The organism is Duganella vulcania (assembly GCF_009857655.1).
In the GTDB taxonomy this organism is placed as follows: Bacteria; Pseudomonadota; Gammaproteobacteria; order Burkholderiales; family Burkholderiaceae_D; genus Rugamonas; species Rugamonas vulcania.
Window position 1 is genome coordinate 444,594 of sequence record NZ_WWCX01000001.1, and the last position, 16,756, is coordinate 461,349.

General features: G+C 55.1%; 14 protein-coding genes. 5 read left to right on the forward strand and 9 right to left on the reverse strand.

Annotated elements, in window-relative coordinates; genetic code table 11:
* Positions 1–1,848 (forward strand): ATP-dependent helicase, encoded by a 1,848-nt coding sequence (locus GTP90_RS02585; RefSeq protein ID WP_161082003.1) that lies wholly within the window; start codon positions 1–3, stop codon positions 1,846–1,848.
* Between the two features lie 29 nt (positions 1,849–1,877).
* Here GTP90_RS02585 and GTP90_RS02590 read toward each other — a convergent pair whose 3' ends face one another.
* From GTP90_RS02590 to GTP90_RS02625, 8 genes are all read right to left on the reverse strand, one after another.
* Entirely contained in the window at positions 1,878–3,056 is a 1,179-nt protein-coding gene (locus GTP90_RS02590; protein ID WP_161082004.1) for a hypothetical protein, read from the reverse strand.
* A gap of 21 nt (positions 3,057–3,077) precedes the next feature.
* Positions 3,078–3,503: a hypothetical protein gene (locus GTP90_RS02595; RefSeq protein ID WP_161082005.1), complete on the reverse strand. Its 426-nt coding sequence runs from the start codon at positions 3,501–3,503 to the stop codon at positions 3,078–3,080.
* A 4-nt stretch (positions 3,504–3,507) separates the two neighbouring features.
* Entirely contained in the window at positions 3,508–4,293 is a 786-nt protein-coding gene (locus GTP90_RS02600) for a hypothetical protein (protein WP_161082006.1), read from the reverse strand.
* A 372-nt stretch (positions 4,294–4,665) separates the two neighbouring features.
* Positions 4,666–5,148, reverse strand: a complete 483-nt coding sequence (locus tag GTP90_RS02605) for a metal-dependent hydrolase (protein WP_161082007.1) — start codon at positions 5,146–5,148, stop codon at positions 4,666–4,668.
* 129 nt (positions 5,149–5,277) lie between these two features.
* Positions 5,278–6,135, reverse strand: coding sequence for a hypothetical protein (locus tag GTP90_RS02610; protein ID WP_161082008.1), 858 nt, complete (start codon positions 6,133–6,135; stop codon positions 5,278–5,280).
* Positions 6,136–7,221: 1,086 nt separating this feature from the next.
* The gene (locus tag GTP90_RS02615; RefSeq protein WP_161082009.1) at positions 7,222–7,473 is read right to left on the reverse strand and encodes a hypothetical protein; all 252 of its coding nucleotides are present in this window, start codon (positions 7,471–7,473) and stop codon (positions 7,222–7,224) included.
* A 49-nt stretch (positions 7,474–7,522) separates the two neighbouring features.
* Positions 7,523–8,614, reverse strand: a complete 1,092-nt coding sequence (locus GTP90_RS02620) for a ParB/RepB/Spo0J family partition protein (RefSeq protein ID WP_161082010.1) — start codon at positions 8,612–8,614, stop codon at positions 7,523–7,525.
* Positions 8,615–8,626: 12 nt separating this feature from the next.
* Positions 8,627–9,856 (reverse strand): DUF1173 family protein, encoded by a 1,230-nt coding sequence (locus tag GTP90_RS02625; protein WP_161082011.1) that lies wholly within the window; start codon positions 9,854–9,856, stop codon positions 8,627–8,629.
* Between the two features lie 125 nt (positions 9,857–9,981).
* Here GTP90_RS02625 and GTP90_RS02630 point away from each other — a divergent pair, with 125 nt between their 5' ends.
* From GTP90_RS02630 to GTP90_RS02645, 4 genes are all read left to right on the forward strand, one after another.
* The gene (locus GTP90_RS02630; protein WP_161082012.1) at positions 9,982–10,407 is read left to right on the forward strand and encodes a hypothetical protein; all 426 of its coding nucleotides are present in this window, start codon (positions 9,982–9,984) and stop codon (positions 10,405–10,407) included.
* A gap of 559 nt (positions 10,408–10,966) precedes the next feature.
* A complete protein-coding gene (locus GTP90_RS02635) occupies positions 10,967–11,272 on the forward strand; it encodes a hypothetical protein (protein ID WP_161082013.1) in 306 nt (101 codons plus the stop codon).
* A gap of 98 nt (positions 11,273–11,370) precedes the next feature.
* The gene (locus GTP90_RS02640) at positions 11,371–11,871 is read left to right on the forward strand and encodes a hypothetical protein (RefSeq protein WP_161082014.1); all 501 of its coding nucleotides are present in this window, start codon (positions 11,371–11,373) and stop codon (positions 11,869–11,871) included.
* A gap of 1,247 nt (positions 11,872–13,118) precedes the next feature.
* Positions 13,119–14,510 carry a replication initiation protein gene (locus GTP90_RS02645; RefSeq protein WP_161082015.1) on the forward strand — a complete coding sequence of 464 codons (1,392 nt, stop codon included), beginning with the start codon at positions 13,119–13,121 and terminating at the stop codon, positions 14,508–14,510.
* Positions 14,511–15,757: 1,247 nt separating this feature from the next.
* On the opposite strand, the gene GTP90_RS02650 is transcribed toward GTP90_RS02645, so the two are convergent.
* Positions 15,758–16,756 (reverse strand): ParB/RepB/Spo0J family partition protein, encoded by a 999-nt coding sequence (locus GTP90_RS02650; RefSeq protein WP_161082016.1) that lies wholly within the window; start codon positions 16,754–16,756, stop codon positions 15,758–15,760.

The following is a 16,756-nucleotide window of genomic DNA, read 5'->3' on the forward strand; positions in this document are numbered from 1 at the left end:
TTGTCTGGCCCCAAGCTCAATCCGGATCAGCAAATCGCCTGCAACACCATCGACAGTTCCTGTCTGGTCGTTGCAGGTCCTGGTTCGGGTAAAACGAAGCTACTGGAAGCTAAAGCGAAAGCAATCCTCACGAAGTATCCAAACGCGCGTATTCTCGCCGTGACCTTCACGCGCGATGCGGCAGACGAACTCAGAGCCCGCATCATCAACACGGTCGGTAACGAATACGCAGACCAGATCATCTCCGGCACGTTCCATTCCATTGCCATCGAGCAGTTGCAAAATGCGCGCCAAATGCCGCGTATCATCTCCGAGCCCGAACAGCACATCTTCTACGAAATGGCCTATGAACAGGTTAAAGCCGAGATGTGCCTTGACGACCTGCCCGATGAGGACCGCATTTGTCTGCAAGACGCCATCTACTTGATTGAGGGGCTGAAGCGCCGCTTTGAACCCAAAAGTCCAGCGCCGGTAGCGGCGCGGCTCCTCGAGGTGTACAACAGCCTCGCCGCCGATAAAAAGGTAATCGACCTCCAGGAAATTCTGATGCGGTGCGTGCGCGGCATGCGCAGCGGCACCGTGGCACCGATCGCCGTCACCCACGTCTTTGTGGATGAATTCCAGGATACTGACTACGTGCAGTATTGCTGGCTATATGAGATCTATATGCTCCTGGCGAGGGCGCCATACTCTCGCCGCCCTGTGTACACGGTAGTCGGCGACGACGATCAAAGCATTTACGCTTGGCGCCAAGCGATGGGCTACCAAGGCATGATGCGCTACATCCAGGATTTCTCAGCCCAAGTGATCACCCTCGGGATGAACTACCGCAGTCGCACTGAGATCGTCCGCTGCGCCGATATTCTGATCAGCAACAATGCCCACCGGGTGCCAAAGCGTTTCGATGCGCACAACGGAAAAGGTGGATTGATACAAATCCAGCGCTTCCCCAACAAGGAGGCTGAAGTAAAGCACATTGCATCGATAATCGCCCAGGCCACGAGAACTGCGCCCGGCGAGCATACCTACGACATCCCCAAAAAGGAATGGGCCGTCCTGGCCAGAAACAAGTGGCTGCTGAACAAGATGGAGACCGCCCTCCTCTCCTTTGGCATCCCCTATACGCGGCCCAAGGGCGAGTCTTTCTGGGACAGACAGGAAGTCGTCGTGTTTCTAGGCCTGCTGCGAACGGTGACGGGTAACTACAACAGCCTCGATCAGGTTCTTACCTGGTCGCACGTGCCTGGCAGCGCGCTGGCCGCGCTACGCCAGCAACTGGGTCCAAAATTAGGCCGAATGAGGACCGCAGAGGTCAATATGACCGGGTTTGAAGCACATGTCACCGCAAAGGTGGCTGCGCTGCAAAACGCACTGCGAGGAATTAAGAGCGCACTGTCGTCCAGTAACGATGAACTGGTGTTGTGCCTCGCCCGGGACTACATGAAGGAGCAAGCCGATTCTAACCGCGCCAAAAGCAACATCGACCTGGCGGCGGAAGCCGTGCAGCGTCTGAAAGGCACCCTCGGCCGCCGCTTGGCATATTTGACTCAAGCGACGAAACAAACCGAAGCGACAAGTGAAGGCGGGGTTGAGTTGCTGACCCTGCACGGCAGCAAAGGGCTGGAGTGGACCAACGTTGTCATTGTTGGCTGTGAAGAGAAGGTGATTCCTTCGGAACAGGCGCTGTCAGTTGACCCGGCTCACCAGCATAGCCAGGATGCGATTGCCGAAGAACGGCGCCTCTTTTTTGTTGGGCTGACGCGCGCCAGGGAGCGAGTCATGTTGACCTACAGCATTGATAAGAACGAGCGATCCCGATTTATCGCGGAGACGGGAATCGCGTATTGAAAACGCGACTCCCCGCTCTCGCGGCGGCGTTACCGTGCAGCGTTCGCCAGTACCATGCGCGCGTTCAATTGCGAGATCTTCTTCGCCTCATTTTCCGTGACGCGAATGCGCACCTGGTCACCTTCAGAACCCAGCTCGCCACGGCGGCTCGCCGCACGCCGATCCTTCGAAACCAGACACACGTATTTGATCGTGTAGGACCGAATCGAGCCATAAGGACCGCAAGTTGAGAAGTCGTCGCCATAGTAAAGAACTGGCACTCGCACTTCCCTCGCCCCCGTGCTCACGACCAGGTCAATCCCCTGCGTGCTCAGGTACTGGAAAAGACGCTGGCTGAGCGGATCTGGTCCTCGGCCGTTCTGATTGCTGAACTCCGAAATATGGATATCACCTTTGACCACATCAACGTTCAAAAACTGTCGCAATGCTTGCGCAAGCTCGGCAGCGTCAAACTGCCACGCAACGTGAGCCCGGATGACATACTGCCCCCCCGTCCTTTCCGCGCCGTCCAGAACGACATTCACCGGCGAGCTCAAGACGGCGTCAACCACCAACCGATCGACTATGCGCTTGGCAGCAGTAAAATTCGCCTCGTCCTCTTCCGCGGCACGAATAATCGATCCCGGTTCGAACGCTGCTTCCACCGTTGCGACGTTGTCGTCAATACCTTTCAGGGCAGCAGCCTGGCGACGCAGCAAGTCGGACGTCGCCGTAGGATCGATCTTCTTACCCAGCGACGACTGGATCTGCAACAGGTTACGATGCAGCATCGCGTTTTCTGCCTGTACACGCTCGAGCAACTTGGCTTTCGCCCGGTCCTCACGCACGGCCTTAACGCGACGGGCCAGTTCTGTCTCGTCAACCGTCGCCGTCGCAGACAACTGCAAGACCAGCTGGCCAGCACTATTCAGCGACGAACGCTCCTTGACGTTGGACAGCCGAACAACAGATGCCGTCAGTACTTCGACGCTTTCCTTCAGGTCCTTTGAATTGTCGAGAACGGTCGTGCTCTGCACATAGCTGCCTGCTGACGCCGCTGCGGCCTTCTTCAGTTGGTCCATAGCCACCAGGCGCGCCGAGGCCTTGGTTTCACCATCACCAATGACGTACTCGGTGCTAAATGGACCAGTGAAGTCAGCGCGCGCGGTCATGACACACAGGACCATGCCGGCGAACGCTGCAACACGAACAATTTTCAGGGCTTCCATAGGATAAAGGCGGGGCGTGTATTAACTCACGGAATTTTCAACGATCAGGACACAGAGTTGCAACGCGCCGTCATCCTTAACGTAACTCTTTTCGACAATGCTCACGGGAGCTTGAAAGCCTTCGCTAACCTCGCGCACTTGGCCGACCAAGTGCAACCCGCCGTCGCCGGCGACGAGTTTTTCCACACCGCCAACGGTCAGACTGCGCGAACGCGACAAAACTGCTCTGGCCTGCAGCACGGCCATTCGCAGCGCCACTGGATCATCCGGCCCCTTTGCCGCAGCGCACCCTTGAAACGACGGCCCGTTGACGTAGGCGATTGGCTTTGCAGCGGACGTCTGCAGGCGCAGCTCACCTGGAACTGCCGGCAGCACGAATCCCGCACACGCGACCATAGCTACCGCGCGTGCGAGCCATTTAGCCATCGATGGGATTCGTACTGCCATGTGCTTACTGCTCCTTCAATTGAGATGGCGGACCGCTTGGTGCGACGCCTGGCTCCACCAAAGGCGATACGTCACGGGCGCTTGGTGCAAAAGTTCCGGCCGATTCAGGCGCCCGATCTGCGCGCGCGGCATTGACCGCCGGTTCAACCTGAGCCGCATCTTCCTGACGCTGCTTGCGCCGCTCTTTGATCCGCCGCTCAAGATCATCAAACGCAGCCGCGATCGCCGTGTCCCGCGTCTTCGTGCGCTGATTGTGCAAGACCTCATTGAACTGGTCATACGGCAGCTTCAGCAGCACGAACGCATGGTAGGTCCCGTCGATAGGTTTGATTTCCTGCCGCACCACCTCGATGCCCGAAAGTGGCACCTGCATCACCAGCTTATCGATCAGGCCGGTGAACTGCTCGGTGACACCCGACTTGCCGTTGTCTTGAACATAGGAGCGTTCCGAGCCGGAGATCTCCTGGCTGTATATCTTGGCCAGCCCGAACTCACCTTGCAGCATCGCCTTGCGCAGCGCAATCGGAAGCTTTTCGGAGTCCGCCATACCCACTGCATAGACACCCGTGCCATCGGGCTTGGGCGGTTCCAGAGACCAGGCTGGCACGGCCTGAATCATTTCCTCGGCCTGATGCTGCGCCTTGGCCTTTTTCTCTTGCACCGCCTCGGCGCGGATCGCTTGCGCCTTAATTTCATCTTTCGCCGCATCCTGGCGCGAGCTAGTCGACGAGCAGCCGGAGATCAAGGCCGCAGCGAGCAGGATAATCATGTGACGAGTATTCATCTTCATTTTCCAATTCTGTTCCAAAGATGGCTCCATCATAGTTCGACACGCGAAATTTGTGCTTGTCAAAATAATGGCCTGAGAAGCCACAGCAACGTGAATTGTTCGGAAAAAACAAATTCCCACAGAACCAGGTTCTGCGGGCTTCCACTCACTTCCATGTTAGCTATTTTGGGTATCTGTAAGAGGGAAAACCACGGGGGTACATGGCGGCTGACTCGACGATTTGGTTAAGCTTCCGGGAGCTTACTTCACCTTTACAAGCCAAGTGAGACGACGCTTTCTCCAGCGCGACACGGCATACCACGAAAGAGCGTTGGTAAGGCAGGAAATCAAGCGCCGACGAAGGGGGATACCGGGGACCACAGCACTCGGCGCTCACCAGGTGAGTCTGGGAAGATCGATAGCGATCAACCAAAAGAGGACGAAGCAGAGCACCACCATCAAGAGGTATTCGGCAAAACTTCCGGTCTTCAACAGCGGGATCACGTAGCGGCGCTTCAACGGCCAGGCCAGTGGGATACCCGAGTTAGTAAAAAAATCGCCGACGAGGTGGGACAGGTAGCCAATCACCAAGGCCATGGCGAGACTGGAGGAGTGAAAGGATGTTGCCCCCAAGAGCGCCATTCCAAATACCGCAAGCAGCGAATGCGTAATACCACGATGCCCAACGATCGCTGAGAGCGGTACGGAAATGATAGGGACGATACGCCCAAAAGTGGACTTAGGATGATCAATATCAGGCAGCAAGGATGCGACCGCCGCCACCGCCATCTCGACGATACTCAATGGACGGCCAGTCATCGCCACGTAGCCGGCGTACAGCGCGGTTCCGAGAAGCATATGCGAAGACGCTTTCATGGACGGCAGCCTTATGGTTTTCAGAGGGTGGACAACAACGTTATTCGACGATTGTTTGCACGGCTGCGTCAATAGTGGGGCAAGGCTAAAGACCGCGCAAGGCGCGCCCGTCCCACGACCATGCGCCCGCTAGGCAAAAACAAGCGCTAGCGAGTCAAGTTCTGCCGCTCCCAGCCGCACATCTATACCCTGCTGCAACATCCCAATTGCCCGTACCAGTGCGCCATCCCCTTTGCGGGACACAAAAAGGTTGCTACGTGCCGCGGCATTCTGCACCTTCACCGTAGTAAGCGTCCCGTCCAAAATTCGTCGCAACGCTTCGCGTAACGATGGCGTTACGCTGAACGTCAATGGGTCGGTATCATTATCATCCTGTCGCGAAATCTCAAAAGTCACCAATGGTTTCCCGTCACCATTAGAGGGGCATCGCGATTGATGAACCGCAAGGATCGAACGACCTGGGTTGATCACCCGAAGAACAAGGTCACGACCACTTGTGACCTGAGGATCAGAGACGTGCACGGGTGGCGGTGCCTGCGGTTCATCAATTGAAGGACTTGGCGAGGCCGAAGAGGCCATGAAGTCCATGGAGAGATCGGCGCCGTCCGAAGACTCTGGGCTAGCGCGCTCCCGAGCGTCGCTACACTGGCCGTCCGCAACAATTCGCGCCGTCGACGTTCCCAGCAGACCATCGGGAACATCCATCAGCCGACTGGCGTCTTGCGACGAGGTCCCTACGGGACGCGAGGATGATGGGGACGCGGAAACGTCAAATGATGCCTTGGTCAGTGAGGTGGCAATCCAGGCGACGGTATCGGTTGTAACTTCGATGCGTTCAAGATCGCGCACGGCATCCACAAACTGCGGACCCACAGTATAGACGCAGCGCAGTAGAGCAGCGACTGATGCAGCTACTCCCACACGATTTCGCCAGCTTCCGGACGAGGCTATGCGCACCACGTCGAGCGCGTTGCGGACTTCATCCACGGCACGCCACCGTTCTGGATGAGATCGCTGAGTGACCAAAGACATCCAATAGCGAAACTCTTCGCTGGCAGCACGTGCTGGCAAGACATATGGAACGAGGCCCACCGAGACTCGAACGGAGTCCAAGACAACCGTGTCAATACACTGCTGCAGCTCTGCGATAGCGTCGACGCCGGCCACGTTCGCTGAGCCTGCAAGCGGACGCACCAACTGACGAAATCGCGTAGACGAACGAATGATGTGGCTTACCGACAGGCCAGGCGGTATAGCGACGCCGCAACGCACGAGCAACTCCCTTACAGCTGTCGGCGAGAAAGAACTTTGGGACCCTAGTGCACCGGCCATCACCATCTCCAGATTGAATGCTTGGAGTGTGCCAGCGCCGCTCGTCGAATTCAAATTCCCAGACTATATGCACTACGACATCGAGTTAACGGCGCCACCGCGGCGCTAGCGCGCCATGGCGCAAGCCTTGCAGCGACGCGCTGAGCGGTATTATGCTGCGGCGGCGATACGACGTGGACCACGAACGGCGCTAGACTCGATCCGATCGCCAGACGGAGCGAGGCCACTATGGAGCATAGCCGCGACCCTAAAGTGAAATTGCCTAATGCCTAGCACGAACCTCTCCTGCGCCAAGTACTCGATAAGCAAATTCGGTTCCGCAAATAGCCACTCGTAATGCAGGGCGTCACCGAAGGAACAAACCTTCGGCGTGGTGCCTGGCCACAATATGTCAATCGATAGCGAGCTGTCCAACAGTGGAGCCAGTTCACTCTCCCCTTTTAGTATCAAACTAATGTGCACCTCATGGCCGATCTGACGTATCAGATACTGGAACACCTGCTCCCCCCCGTGAAAGTTCGCACGAAATGGAATGAGCAACGTGCCCTGCGCGGGATCATTGATTACATCGGGCGAAGAACGCACATGATAGGGAGCCATCCCAAGCGCCTTGTCAACCGCTGTTGGAGGTAGATCGATCGAGGATACAATGCCGTCAAAAAAGCCGTGCCGGGCATGATGCGCAGCTTGGCGAGGAAGTCGTATGCGGCTATCCATGTTGGTAGTCGGTGCCTTTCATTTTCAAGCCGCCTTCAATTTGACCGCCAGACCACCACAGGTCTGTACCAGGTCGATCAGCATGCTGTTTAATTCCTTTGTGCGGAGCGCCAATCCGCTGTCAAAGCGTTCGTCGTAAGCTGGCGCAGAACCATCGGAAGCCTCGATCAAGTCCACGCGCTTGATCTGTTTGGTCGCAAGGCCATCCGCTTCGAGGCTCTTCCAAAGCGGGATAGTTGCAAGCCGGCTTAAGGCGACGCCACGCTCAGTGGGCATCGGTGTGTACGATAGTGCCGCAAGGTTCAAAACCTAGGTGAGGATTCGTCTAGTGTTGGTTGGCGGCCAGCTGTGCGGCCGGCCGTTGACTCTGTGCTGCACCGACGACATCCACAGTCGCCGCCTTGGTCTGGACGTATTCATCCATGAGCCGGTCGAGCAATTCTTCCATCGACGGTGTTTGCGGTAAGCCAAGCAGCGCGACCACCTGACGCACTTTCTTCTGGCTGACACGCTCTGGACGAATCACCTGCGTGATCACGCTTGATGGCGCATCCGGCGCACCAATCTCGGTCGAACCTGCACCTGCAGCTCCGTTCAGTGCATTGGAGGCAAAGTCCGCCTTAAATGCAACGTCGCCGGCGTGGGCTTCGTCTGGACCGAGCATCCCATCCAGTTGCGAGGTGCCTTTCGGCTTCGATTTCTCAGACTGCTTACCTGGCGGCGCCTTTTCTTGCTTAGTCACCTTCAGTACGTTCGACACATCCAGACGCGCCAGTTTCTTCCCGGCGACGGCCTGTTCCATGACTTTGTTGGCCGCCGCGGAGTCCAGTCGATGCAACTTGTCGAGATTGATCAATGCCGTCTTGTCCCGGGTAATTTCGGGATGAGCATCCCTAAACGCTGCAATCTGCGGATCGAGATTTTTGAGGGCCAGCACCTGGACGACCCAAGGCTGCGACATACCGAGATAGCCAGCGACGGCTATCTGGTCCATCTTCATGTCGTTCATCAGCCGCTCGACGGCGTTCGCCAGTTGCGTACCGCTCCAACCAACGCTCCCACCCTTAAAGTTCTCTGCAACCTGCAGCTGAAAGGCATCCACATCGGTCAAGTTCTCGCGCACAATGGCGGGCATTTTCCTTGCCCCAAGACCTGCAGCAGCACACCAGCGACGTTCCCCAACCACGATCATGAACCGTCCAGGTTTTGTAGGATGCGGCCTAACCGTGATGGGATGGATGATATTGACGCACTTGAAGGAGGTCTTAAGGACGCCCAATGCCTGCGGCTCCTGGGCATCGTCCCGAGGCTGTTTCGGATCCGGTTCCAACAGGTCCATATCGATCATGCGCACCTCATGGGCCGCGAGTGCTAACAAAGGCGCTTCTTGCAGCGCGGCTTCCTTGTTGTCTGACATCAGGTTGACTCCTTAGTATCGTAAGGCGCTCGGCAATGCGGGCATATTTCCGGTCCCGGTCGCCAATACATCCCATACCCACGTTGGCGAACCAGCCGCCTTGCGCGCGGCAATGGCGTCCAGGCGGGCTTTCTGACTACGGCGACTGCTAAACCCAGACAGAATCTCTAGGCATGCCGGTCGGTCGCCAACATCGAGCAGAAGATAATCGGGGAAAGACGGATCAGAAGTAGTTTCATATCGGAGCAGCTTGGAATAGGATCTTCCCTGCCCCCGCAGCTCGGTCCCCATCTTCTGGTCAAGCCGAGAAAAGACAGGGATCCACTCCCGGTCAACGCATTGAAACGCACAATCCTGCATTTGGAATCCACCGCGTGAATCAACCCGTAAATGGGCGAGTATCAGCAGCCGGCAATCAGCAGCCTCACCGAAGGGTTCAAACTCGGCTACCGCGCGCGTTATCAATGGTCGAAAAGCAGTTGGCATCCAAATCGGCGTTTCGGGAAGATGCGACACCATGATGCGATCGTCGCGACTCGTCTTGGTGTGGGCTTTAACTTGACCCAGTAACAATAGGTGCCGGGCCGTACCGTCCACGCGACCAGTGATGCAGTCAATGGCGTTACGCAAGTTATCGATTTGAGCTTCCCTACGGCTACGGTCAAACCCCTCGGGCATGAACAAGCACTCGCTTAGCGTGTCCTCTGCGACATGGATCCGTTTGGCGGCTGAAAGCACATGATGACGAAACACCGGCCAGTTGCGCTTGCCACCCATCTTGGGATGCCAGGTAGTAAAGCGTGAGGTATCGAGCAGCAAGTTCAGCAACCCAGTCAACCCCACAACATGATGCTTTTTCGCCTCCCGATCACTCGCAGGCGGCGTTGTCTGCACTGCGGCGCTCCACCAGCCATGAAGCGCAAAGCCTGGTGAGACGAAGTACTGGTCGTCTCGCTCCGCCATGGCGGTGTCGGTATAGTTGCGCCGCCCCGAGAGTTCCACTGGTTCTTGATACGACGGGCAGCTGGGTGAATGCAGGTTGCCCGACTCTGGAAGCCGGGCCACGAAATAACGGGTATGACGGGAGATGTACATCGAAATACCAACGCCGTCATCGCGGCACATGCAAAGTGGAGTATGGCCAGCGTCATAGGCAGCACGTAGCACTTCCTGCCCACCAGTTGAGCGGTCGACGAGCCATTCGAGCTCGTATCTCTGTCCAAAAATGGAGATCTGTTGCATGGCGTACCTCAGATCACGCGAAATGATGCGCTATCGTCACACAGAGGCGTGCGCCAGACTTCGGTGAAAGGTGCCATATTTGGTCACTTTCAATGCAACTTTTTTTCTCTGTCTGAATTTCCGCCATGGAACGTTCCCAAACGGTTCAGATAAGGGCGTGGCGCAATACGCAGCTATCAGTATTCTGGCGGGATCTCTCTGGCCAAACTAACTATAAAATCATGATCGGACTGGCACAAATCGACACGACGAAGACCGCAAGCATCTGCGGCCGACGCAAGAAGGTTCACTTTGTTTCCAATGGGGGGCAACACGGGGTCATCGTCGAAGACCTGGCAAGTGGAACCTTCGCCTCGCCCAACTGTGGGGGGCCTGCGGGCATATTCGCCGCATTGACCATGCAGTCGGCCTTTCTTACCGCAGTCGAATGGACCGAGGAGAGCATCGCCCGCGCGCGATTTGAGGTGATCTGTGCGGGGAAGTGCAGTCAAATGGTCGGGGATATTCTGGTGCCCACTACATGTCCATGCTCGATCCCTAGGCCGGTATAGCTCGTGCAAGGGCATATGGCCACGACCAGCTGCTGTGCTAATCGCTTAGGCAAAGTGTGGAAACCCGCCCCGGATCAGCGGTTTTGGCCGTTGGAGGTGTTTTATCAACATAGTTGTCCACAGAAAAAGTGGAAAAAAGCGCAGAAATTCGGCTCCAGTTCTTTGTGATCCTCTTCCCCGCCTTACGAACGTTCGCCGACCAATAGGCCGGCCAAAGCATAGCAATGAGCAATCGCCCAGAACTCACCTTCATGGTCGAAGTACGAGGGGGATAGAAGCCAAACCGTCCGTTCGATCGAAATGCCGTCCGGATGGCCAGCGGCTTTTTGCCAGCCGACTGAGCACCACAATTTGATTTTCGGAGCTAGCCGCGTAACTTCCTACCCACCTACTGGTCAACAGACCCGCTCGACTGAACTGCAACTATCTATTTTCAGCTTCAGCAAGTGCCAACGTTGACCATGTAGATTCAAACGCGACAGCAGAACTTCATAGCGCCACCACGCAAGTGGCCCGGCGTGCGTTGGGCTGAAAGCAATCATTGAGGAAGACGAACACCATGGAAAAACAAATCGAAGAAAATACGCGCCCAGCAGTGATGACTCTGGATCAACTAAACGGCAGCGTCAATGCCCTTCTGTGCGCATGCGACACTGCCCTTCATAAGCAGGCATTGGCAGATGCCGACGGCCCAATGATGCAGATGATGCTGCTGTCGTTCACACTCGGAGCCCTCATTTCAACCTGCCCGTCACGGGAGCTCGTTATTGCTGCAGCCCTCGACAACATCAAAAAGGGTGTCGCATATGCAGCGGCAAATCCGCAGCTGCAGCATGTGGCAACGCTAAGTGGCGTGGTGCACTGAAAAGCCTGAAAGTTGCCCGTTACGGGCGCATAGTGCAGGCTCAGGATACCCATTCGATGGTACCGTCTTTGCGACTTCACTACGCAAGGACCAACAAGATGGGTAGCTACTCCTATAATCGAGGCGCCGCAGTGGCGCTGTTCGGCTTCGTGTGCCAATTCGCCCAGGCTATCACGCAACCGGCCGCTACCACCAACGGCAGCTCCGTCATCCATCCCGAATTGGGCGAAGTCTGGCGCCTGGATCTTGACCTATCGACAATCGAGACGGCACGCTTTGTCTTGCACAGGGCAGCATCGGAGCTCGCCGGCAAGGGACTGAGCACCATCATCATCGCATGTGCCCTAGCACTTCTACTGATGCGATATGGTACAAAGCTTTGGCAACACTTTACGAAAACTGACATCAGCACCAGGGGATTAAAGATAGCGATCGCCCTACTCTTACCCCTCGCCTTCGCGGGACATATCATCGGGACTGCACGCGACTTGCGTGCGAATCGCATCCCAGATGAAGAGATAGCGCAGTGGAAATACGACACTACAGACGTGGCGAAGATGCCAAAGCACATCGAACACAACGTCCCAATCCCCGATTAGCGATGCACAACTTCAATCTAGCAGGACAAGGGGGGGCAAAGTCACCAAATCTGTGGCGTATCGTCTGCCGTAGATGCTAAGCACGCGCAGACCTGCCAAGCTCCCCGTATAAACAAATAGCTCCACTACGCTACGATACCGCGACAGCCGAAGGCACTCTACAAATTTAGTGACTTTGCCTGGAGCATCAGGCTGGCACGCCCTTCCGACGCCGCAGCCGGTAACCCAGCAAATCGAAAACACCACAATTTAAGTGACTTTGCCAGTCGCTTCCCGTGAGTGTAAGTACTCACTGTCTAATTTTCAGCCTATGGATTCCGATACGCTACAAATTTAGTGACCTTTCCAGGCAGCGAAACCACAAAATATTGCATCTAGAGCATGTTTATGAGCACACACCCACCAAACTGCTACAAATTTGGTGACTTTGCCGTTCGCCGGTACAGGCAAACGCTACAAATTTAGTGACTTTGCATCCCCCTAACCAGTGAAAGACCACAAAATTGGTGACCTTTCCCCTGCAGGCCCGGCATTTTCCGGATCGAAGACAACCGAGTTACCCACCAGACACAGGAAAAACCGGTTAGCAGCTGCTAACCCGCTACATTTTTAGTGACCTTTCCAGCTCTTCCCCGTCGTAAACCGACCATCCGAAACGCAAATGACCGCAATTTTTGCGTTGTAGCAATCCTGCGTAAGGCTACAAATTTGGTGACTTTTCATCCTTGAGCCGGCACTAACTTGTGCTAGCCAAAATTTCGTGATCAAATCGGCAACACTCGGGCGTTTCGCGCAATAACATTACTTAAAATACAACACTTAGAGGCCTCGCACTATTCCTAATTGCAACTTTTTGCAGCAAAGGCATACACCAAACATCCTGAAGTTATAAATAAGACAAGCTACAATTCAAGTGACTTTGGCCTACAGCCTTGGTGACTTTGCCTTGCACCTGCAAAGCGATGACCTACAAACTTAGTAACCATTGCTCCTAAAAAAATGACCTTGTCCTACAAATTTAGTGACTTTGCTCACCCAAAAGATAACCTTTCCAAGCTAAGCTATTGATTTTATTGATATTCACTTTTCCCCTGTATGTTAGTTTCGTTTAAAAAAAGAAACTATACTTCTAGCTCGAACTTTGTGGATAACTGACCACAGCACACCAAATTTCTACATAAAAAGAAATTTTGACAAGGTGACTTTTCAAGTGCATCATCTCGTAAATTGCCTCAGGGATCTTTCATATGGACGATGGACAACAATTAGCGCTTCTACTCTTTGAGAACCTGGCTCCTCAAGGGAAAAGTGTCACTGAAGCTCCTACGTCACTTGGCTTTCAGCGCAGTAATGCATTTGTACGGATTGTCGACCTAAGTCTCGCTGCACGTCGCCTTCTCGATGTTGCCTACTTCATCGTTGCTACCGACCCTGAAATTCAAAAAATCTACCGAGTTGATGCCGGCCTCTTCAAATGGCTGCTTTCCACGACTACTGAAAACCGCGCTCACCTAAAGAAACTCATCCGCGAAGCACAGCGAGGTGCAATCGAGATTAACGGCCCAGATATCATCGATGCCGACACAGGTGAGGACCACTCAAAAGACTGGGGTTCAGTACCACTCATGGGTCCAGCTTTCTTGGCTGGAGGCGAGTTCGTTTTCGAACTGGCTGAGCGGTTACAAATCGCGATCAAGAACCCAAAACACAGCCACTTTCTGAGCATGCGCTATGTGTTCAAATCCATCTTCTCCAAAATTTTGTATGACCAACTCCAACCATTTATTGAAGAAGGCATAACCCCTTGGTTCGACCTGGAGACACTTCGTGTATGGCTTCAGTGTGAAAAAAAAACATACAACGTCTTTAAGTATTTCCGAAGCAAAGCACTAGATGTTGCGATTGACGAAATCAACGAAGTTGCAAAATTAGGCTTAGAGCTGATAACCCAAAATGTACCTGGCTCTAAGAAAATTGGCCAAGTGCGATTTAAGTGGGACACCTCGAAAAAAGCTACGGAACAAAATGTAGAGTTCATCGTCCTTCGCAAGACTTATGAAACACTCAAGAGCGAATTCGCCCTTAATGGCAGTGAAATCGAAGAGATCATCAAGAACCGCGACATTTTCACTGATGAACGCATCAACTCAGCTATGGAGTACACCCGCCACCAGGTGAAGGCTGGCAAAGTCAAACTACGCGCCGGTGGATACTTCATGAAGGCGCTTCGCGAAGACTTTAGACTGGGTAGCTTGGACAAGGAAATACACGAGCGTAACGCAGCTGCTATCGCACAGGGTAAACAAGGCACAGCGAACAAGACTGCGCGCGAACAGAAAAGCGACCAAGAAACAACCGCCAAACAACTGAAACAAGCAGCATTGGGCTGGGACGCGTTCGAGCTCTTAGAGGACGATAACAAGGCCGCGATTGTCAGAGAATATTGTAGTCAGCAAACGTCGGAGTTTCTGGCCCGCCGTTTGGACATTGAACCATCCGAGTTGCCTAACCACCTAACCAATCCCATAGTGCACACGAGCTTCGGTAGTTTCGTCGCACTCAAAGTGCAAAAAGCAAACAAGGCAGCGAAGGGCGATAGCAGTATGAATCTATTCGAGAAGAAGATTCCAAAAGCTTAAACTTATAGCATCTAGTGCCACCACGGAACGGCGACTCTCGGCTGGAACGGATGCTATTTCCCCTACCCTCCAGCTATAGTCTAACCGGACTTGGCGCCGCCCCGGTAACGGTACACAATAAGACGCGCTGCAGGCGCCTCACGCTGCGCTTGTCCTAGGCAACAGCCTGTCAGTTGCGACAAGCTACAATCCCGACGCTACGGCGAGCTTCCACAACCTGGCAGAGCACCGCTTGATGCCCTTCCTACCTGCTCACAGTCCCCGCTCGGTAGCGAAGACCATGGGAGGGACGAAAGGCGTGCTGGTGGTCGAGTATTCGCGCAATCGCCGCGAGGTGATCACCTAGATCACCGCCACCGATTGTCCTGAATCGCAACCAACCAATCGCGTAGATCGCCGCCGGCCTGGACGGTGTGCACCTCCACCAGCTGCGGCCCAATGAGCAGCGCGAGCGTCGGCGGCGCCGTCCACTCTATGCGCACCGACTGGACGCCCAGGACGCCGCACGCAGCTCAGGCCGGGCCGTCTCGCCACCCCGTTTATAAACAGGCCTTGGCGGCGTGCACATCGACCAAGTGCAACGATGATCGGCTTTTTGCAGCCTGCAATCTTTAGGGTGGCGGCGTGCTAGGCGAATGAATGGCGGGGATCTACGAGAACGGGCGGTGGCGATGAGGCGAATATTCACTGGTGGTCACGCAAAGGGGATTGGCACGGCCCCGCGCTAGTGACACTTCAGCCTCAATACGATGAATCGAGGCCCGCACAGCGCGCGGTCTGACTCGAACCATTGTTAGGTCACGAAGTTGCCGCGTTGCCGCACCAATGCGTTGGCCGAGCTAGACGGTCAGATACTTTGCGCATTGCCAGAACATGTCCACCAATACATGGAAAGTACGATGGCCGGTCGACGTCGACTACCACGTCGACATCGACGGCCGCTTGTACTCCATAGCGTGCGGCCCTGTGTGCGTCCTGTCGGAGTGCGCGGAATGCGCTCACTCGACGATGGGCATCGTAATCACGGCCTGCACGTGCAGGCCACCATCAAAGGCCTCTCAAAGGCCTCCCAAAAGCCCTTGCCGCCAGCGCGCCGCGCGGTAGCTGGGTGGTGGCCCGCGACGTCGACGGCGCGGGCCGCATGCCGTCGATTCACGCTGCGCGGCATATCTCGACAAAGAGACAGTCGATTCCGACAACTTGGGACAGATTTGCCAAATTCCATTTGCAAACTTGGCGATAACGCATCACGCCGCTTTTTCCGGGAACATTTCCATAATTTTTGTCTTAATGTTATCGGAATCTTCCTTTGAGAGTCCTTGCAGGACAAGTTCTAACCGCCCTCCCTCCTCGAACGTTTTGATCTGTCCTTTTGCTCCCTTGTACGACAAATCTTCCTTCGCTGCACGTGGACGCTTACCTGGAGGTTTCTGCGCCATCTTTCGCTTAGCTACGACGTCGCGATAACCCATCCCTGTCTTGGCCGCTAAGTGAATCAGGTCCAGCGTTTCTTCTTCACCTTCTTGGTCGAAGAACTCGCGGATGGCGTTCAGCATTTTCAGCGTCAGCAGATCGGGATATTCGGACACCGCCAAGATCATTTTATGCGGCATAGAAGCAAGGTTCCGCGTTCTACTTACCAGATCTTCCTTCAATCCCAAGGCGTTCGCCAGCGCCACTTGCGTCGGATAAACCTTGCGAATCAATAAGTCGTTCCAACGAATCGCGTCGTCCAGTGGCGTTTGATCACGACGGTCAACGTTCGCTGCTCGAGCGCTCTCGTAAAGCTTTTGATCGCTATCCGGTTTCGGCCGCAGCTCGATACGCAAAGTAGGAAGTCCGGCGGCTCGAGCGCCACGTAAGCGCGTTTCCCCCTCGATCAGTACAACGTTACCCTCTTCGTCCAAGAATCCCGTCGCCGCAACCTGCTGGCCGTTGGCCTGAAGCGACATCACCATCTCATCGACTGCCGCGGTTGTGTAAACCGCGCGGGGGTTCAAGGGATTGGACTTTACTCGCGTTAGCGGTGCATTGACGACATCACCAACTACCGCACCATGCAAAGGGTCTTGGCTCGAGCCAAGATCACGACCGGCTCCTTCCCCTATCGCAGCTGGACGTATGGCTTCGTAGTCCGCACCAAGGCGCGGGTCACCGTTGATTGGCGCCTCCGCTGCACTGGCTTCGGCCCGAGCAACGGCTTCGGGGCTAATAACTCTCTTCCTGAATGGGGCTTTGCCTGACAT

Coding starts and splice junctions, on each gene's coding strand:
- GTP90_RS02590 (WP_161082004.1), bottom strand. CDS start 3,056: ATGGAAGCCCTGAAAATTGTTCGTGTTGCAGCGTTCGCCGGCATGGTC.
- GTP90_RS02595 (WP_161082005.1), bottom strand. CDS start 3,503: ATGGCAGTACGAATCCCATCGATGGCTAAATGGCTCGCACGCGCGGTA.
- GTP90_RS02600 (WP_161082006.1), bottom strand. CDS start 4,293: ATGAAGATGAATACTCGTCACATGATTATCCTGCTCGCTGCGGCCTTG.
- GTP90_RS02605 (WP_161082007.1), bottom strand. CDS start 5,148: ATGAAAGCGTCTTCGCATATGCTTCTCGGAACCGCGCTGTACGCCGGC.
- GTP90_RS02615 (WP_161082009.1), bottom strand. CDS start 7,473: ATGCCCACTGAGCGTGGCGTCGCCTTAAGCCGGCTTGCAACTATCCCG.
- GTP90_RS02620 (WP_161082010.1), bottom strand. CDS start 8,614: ATGTCAGACAACAAGGAAGCCGCGCTGCAAGAAGCGCCTTTGTTAGCA.
- GTP90_RS02625 (WP_161082011.1), bottom strand. CDS start 9,856: ATGCAACAGATCTCCATTTTTGGACAGAGATACGAGCTCGAATGGCTC.
- GTP90_RS02630 (WP_161082012.1), top strand. CDS start 9,982: ATGGAACGTTCCCAAACGGTTCAGATAAGGGCGTGGCGCAATACGCAG.
- GTP90_RS02635 (WP_161082013.1), top strand. CDS start 10,967: ATGGAAAAACAAATCGAAGAAAATACGCGCCCAGCAGTGATGACTCTG.
- GTP90_RS02640 (WP_161082014.1), top strand. CDS start 11,371: ATGGGTAGCTACTCCTATAATCGAGGCGCCGCAGTGGCGCTGTTCGGC.
- GTP90_RS02645 (WP_161082015.1), top strand. CDS start 13,119: ATGGACGATGGACAACAATTAGCGCTTCTACTCTTTGAGAACCTGGCT.
- GTP90_RS02650 (WP_161082016.1), bottom strand. CDS start 16,756: ATGTCAGGCAAAGCCCCATTCAGGAAGAGAGTTATTAGCCCCGAAGCC.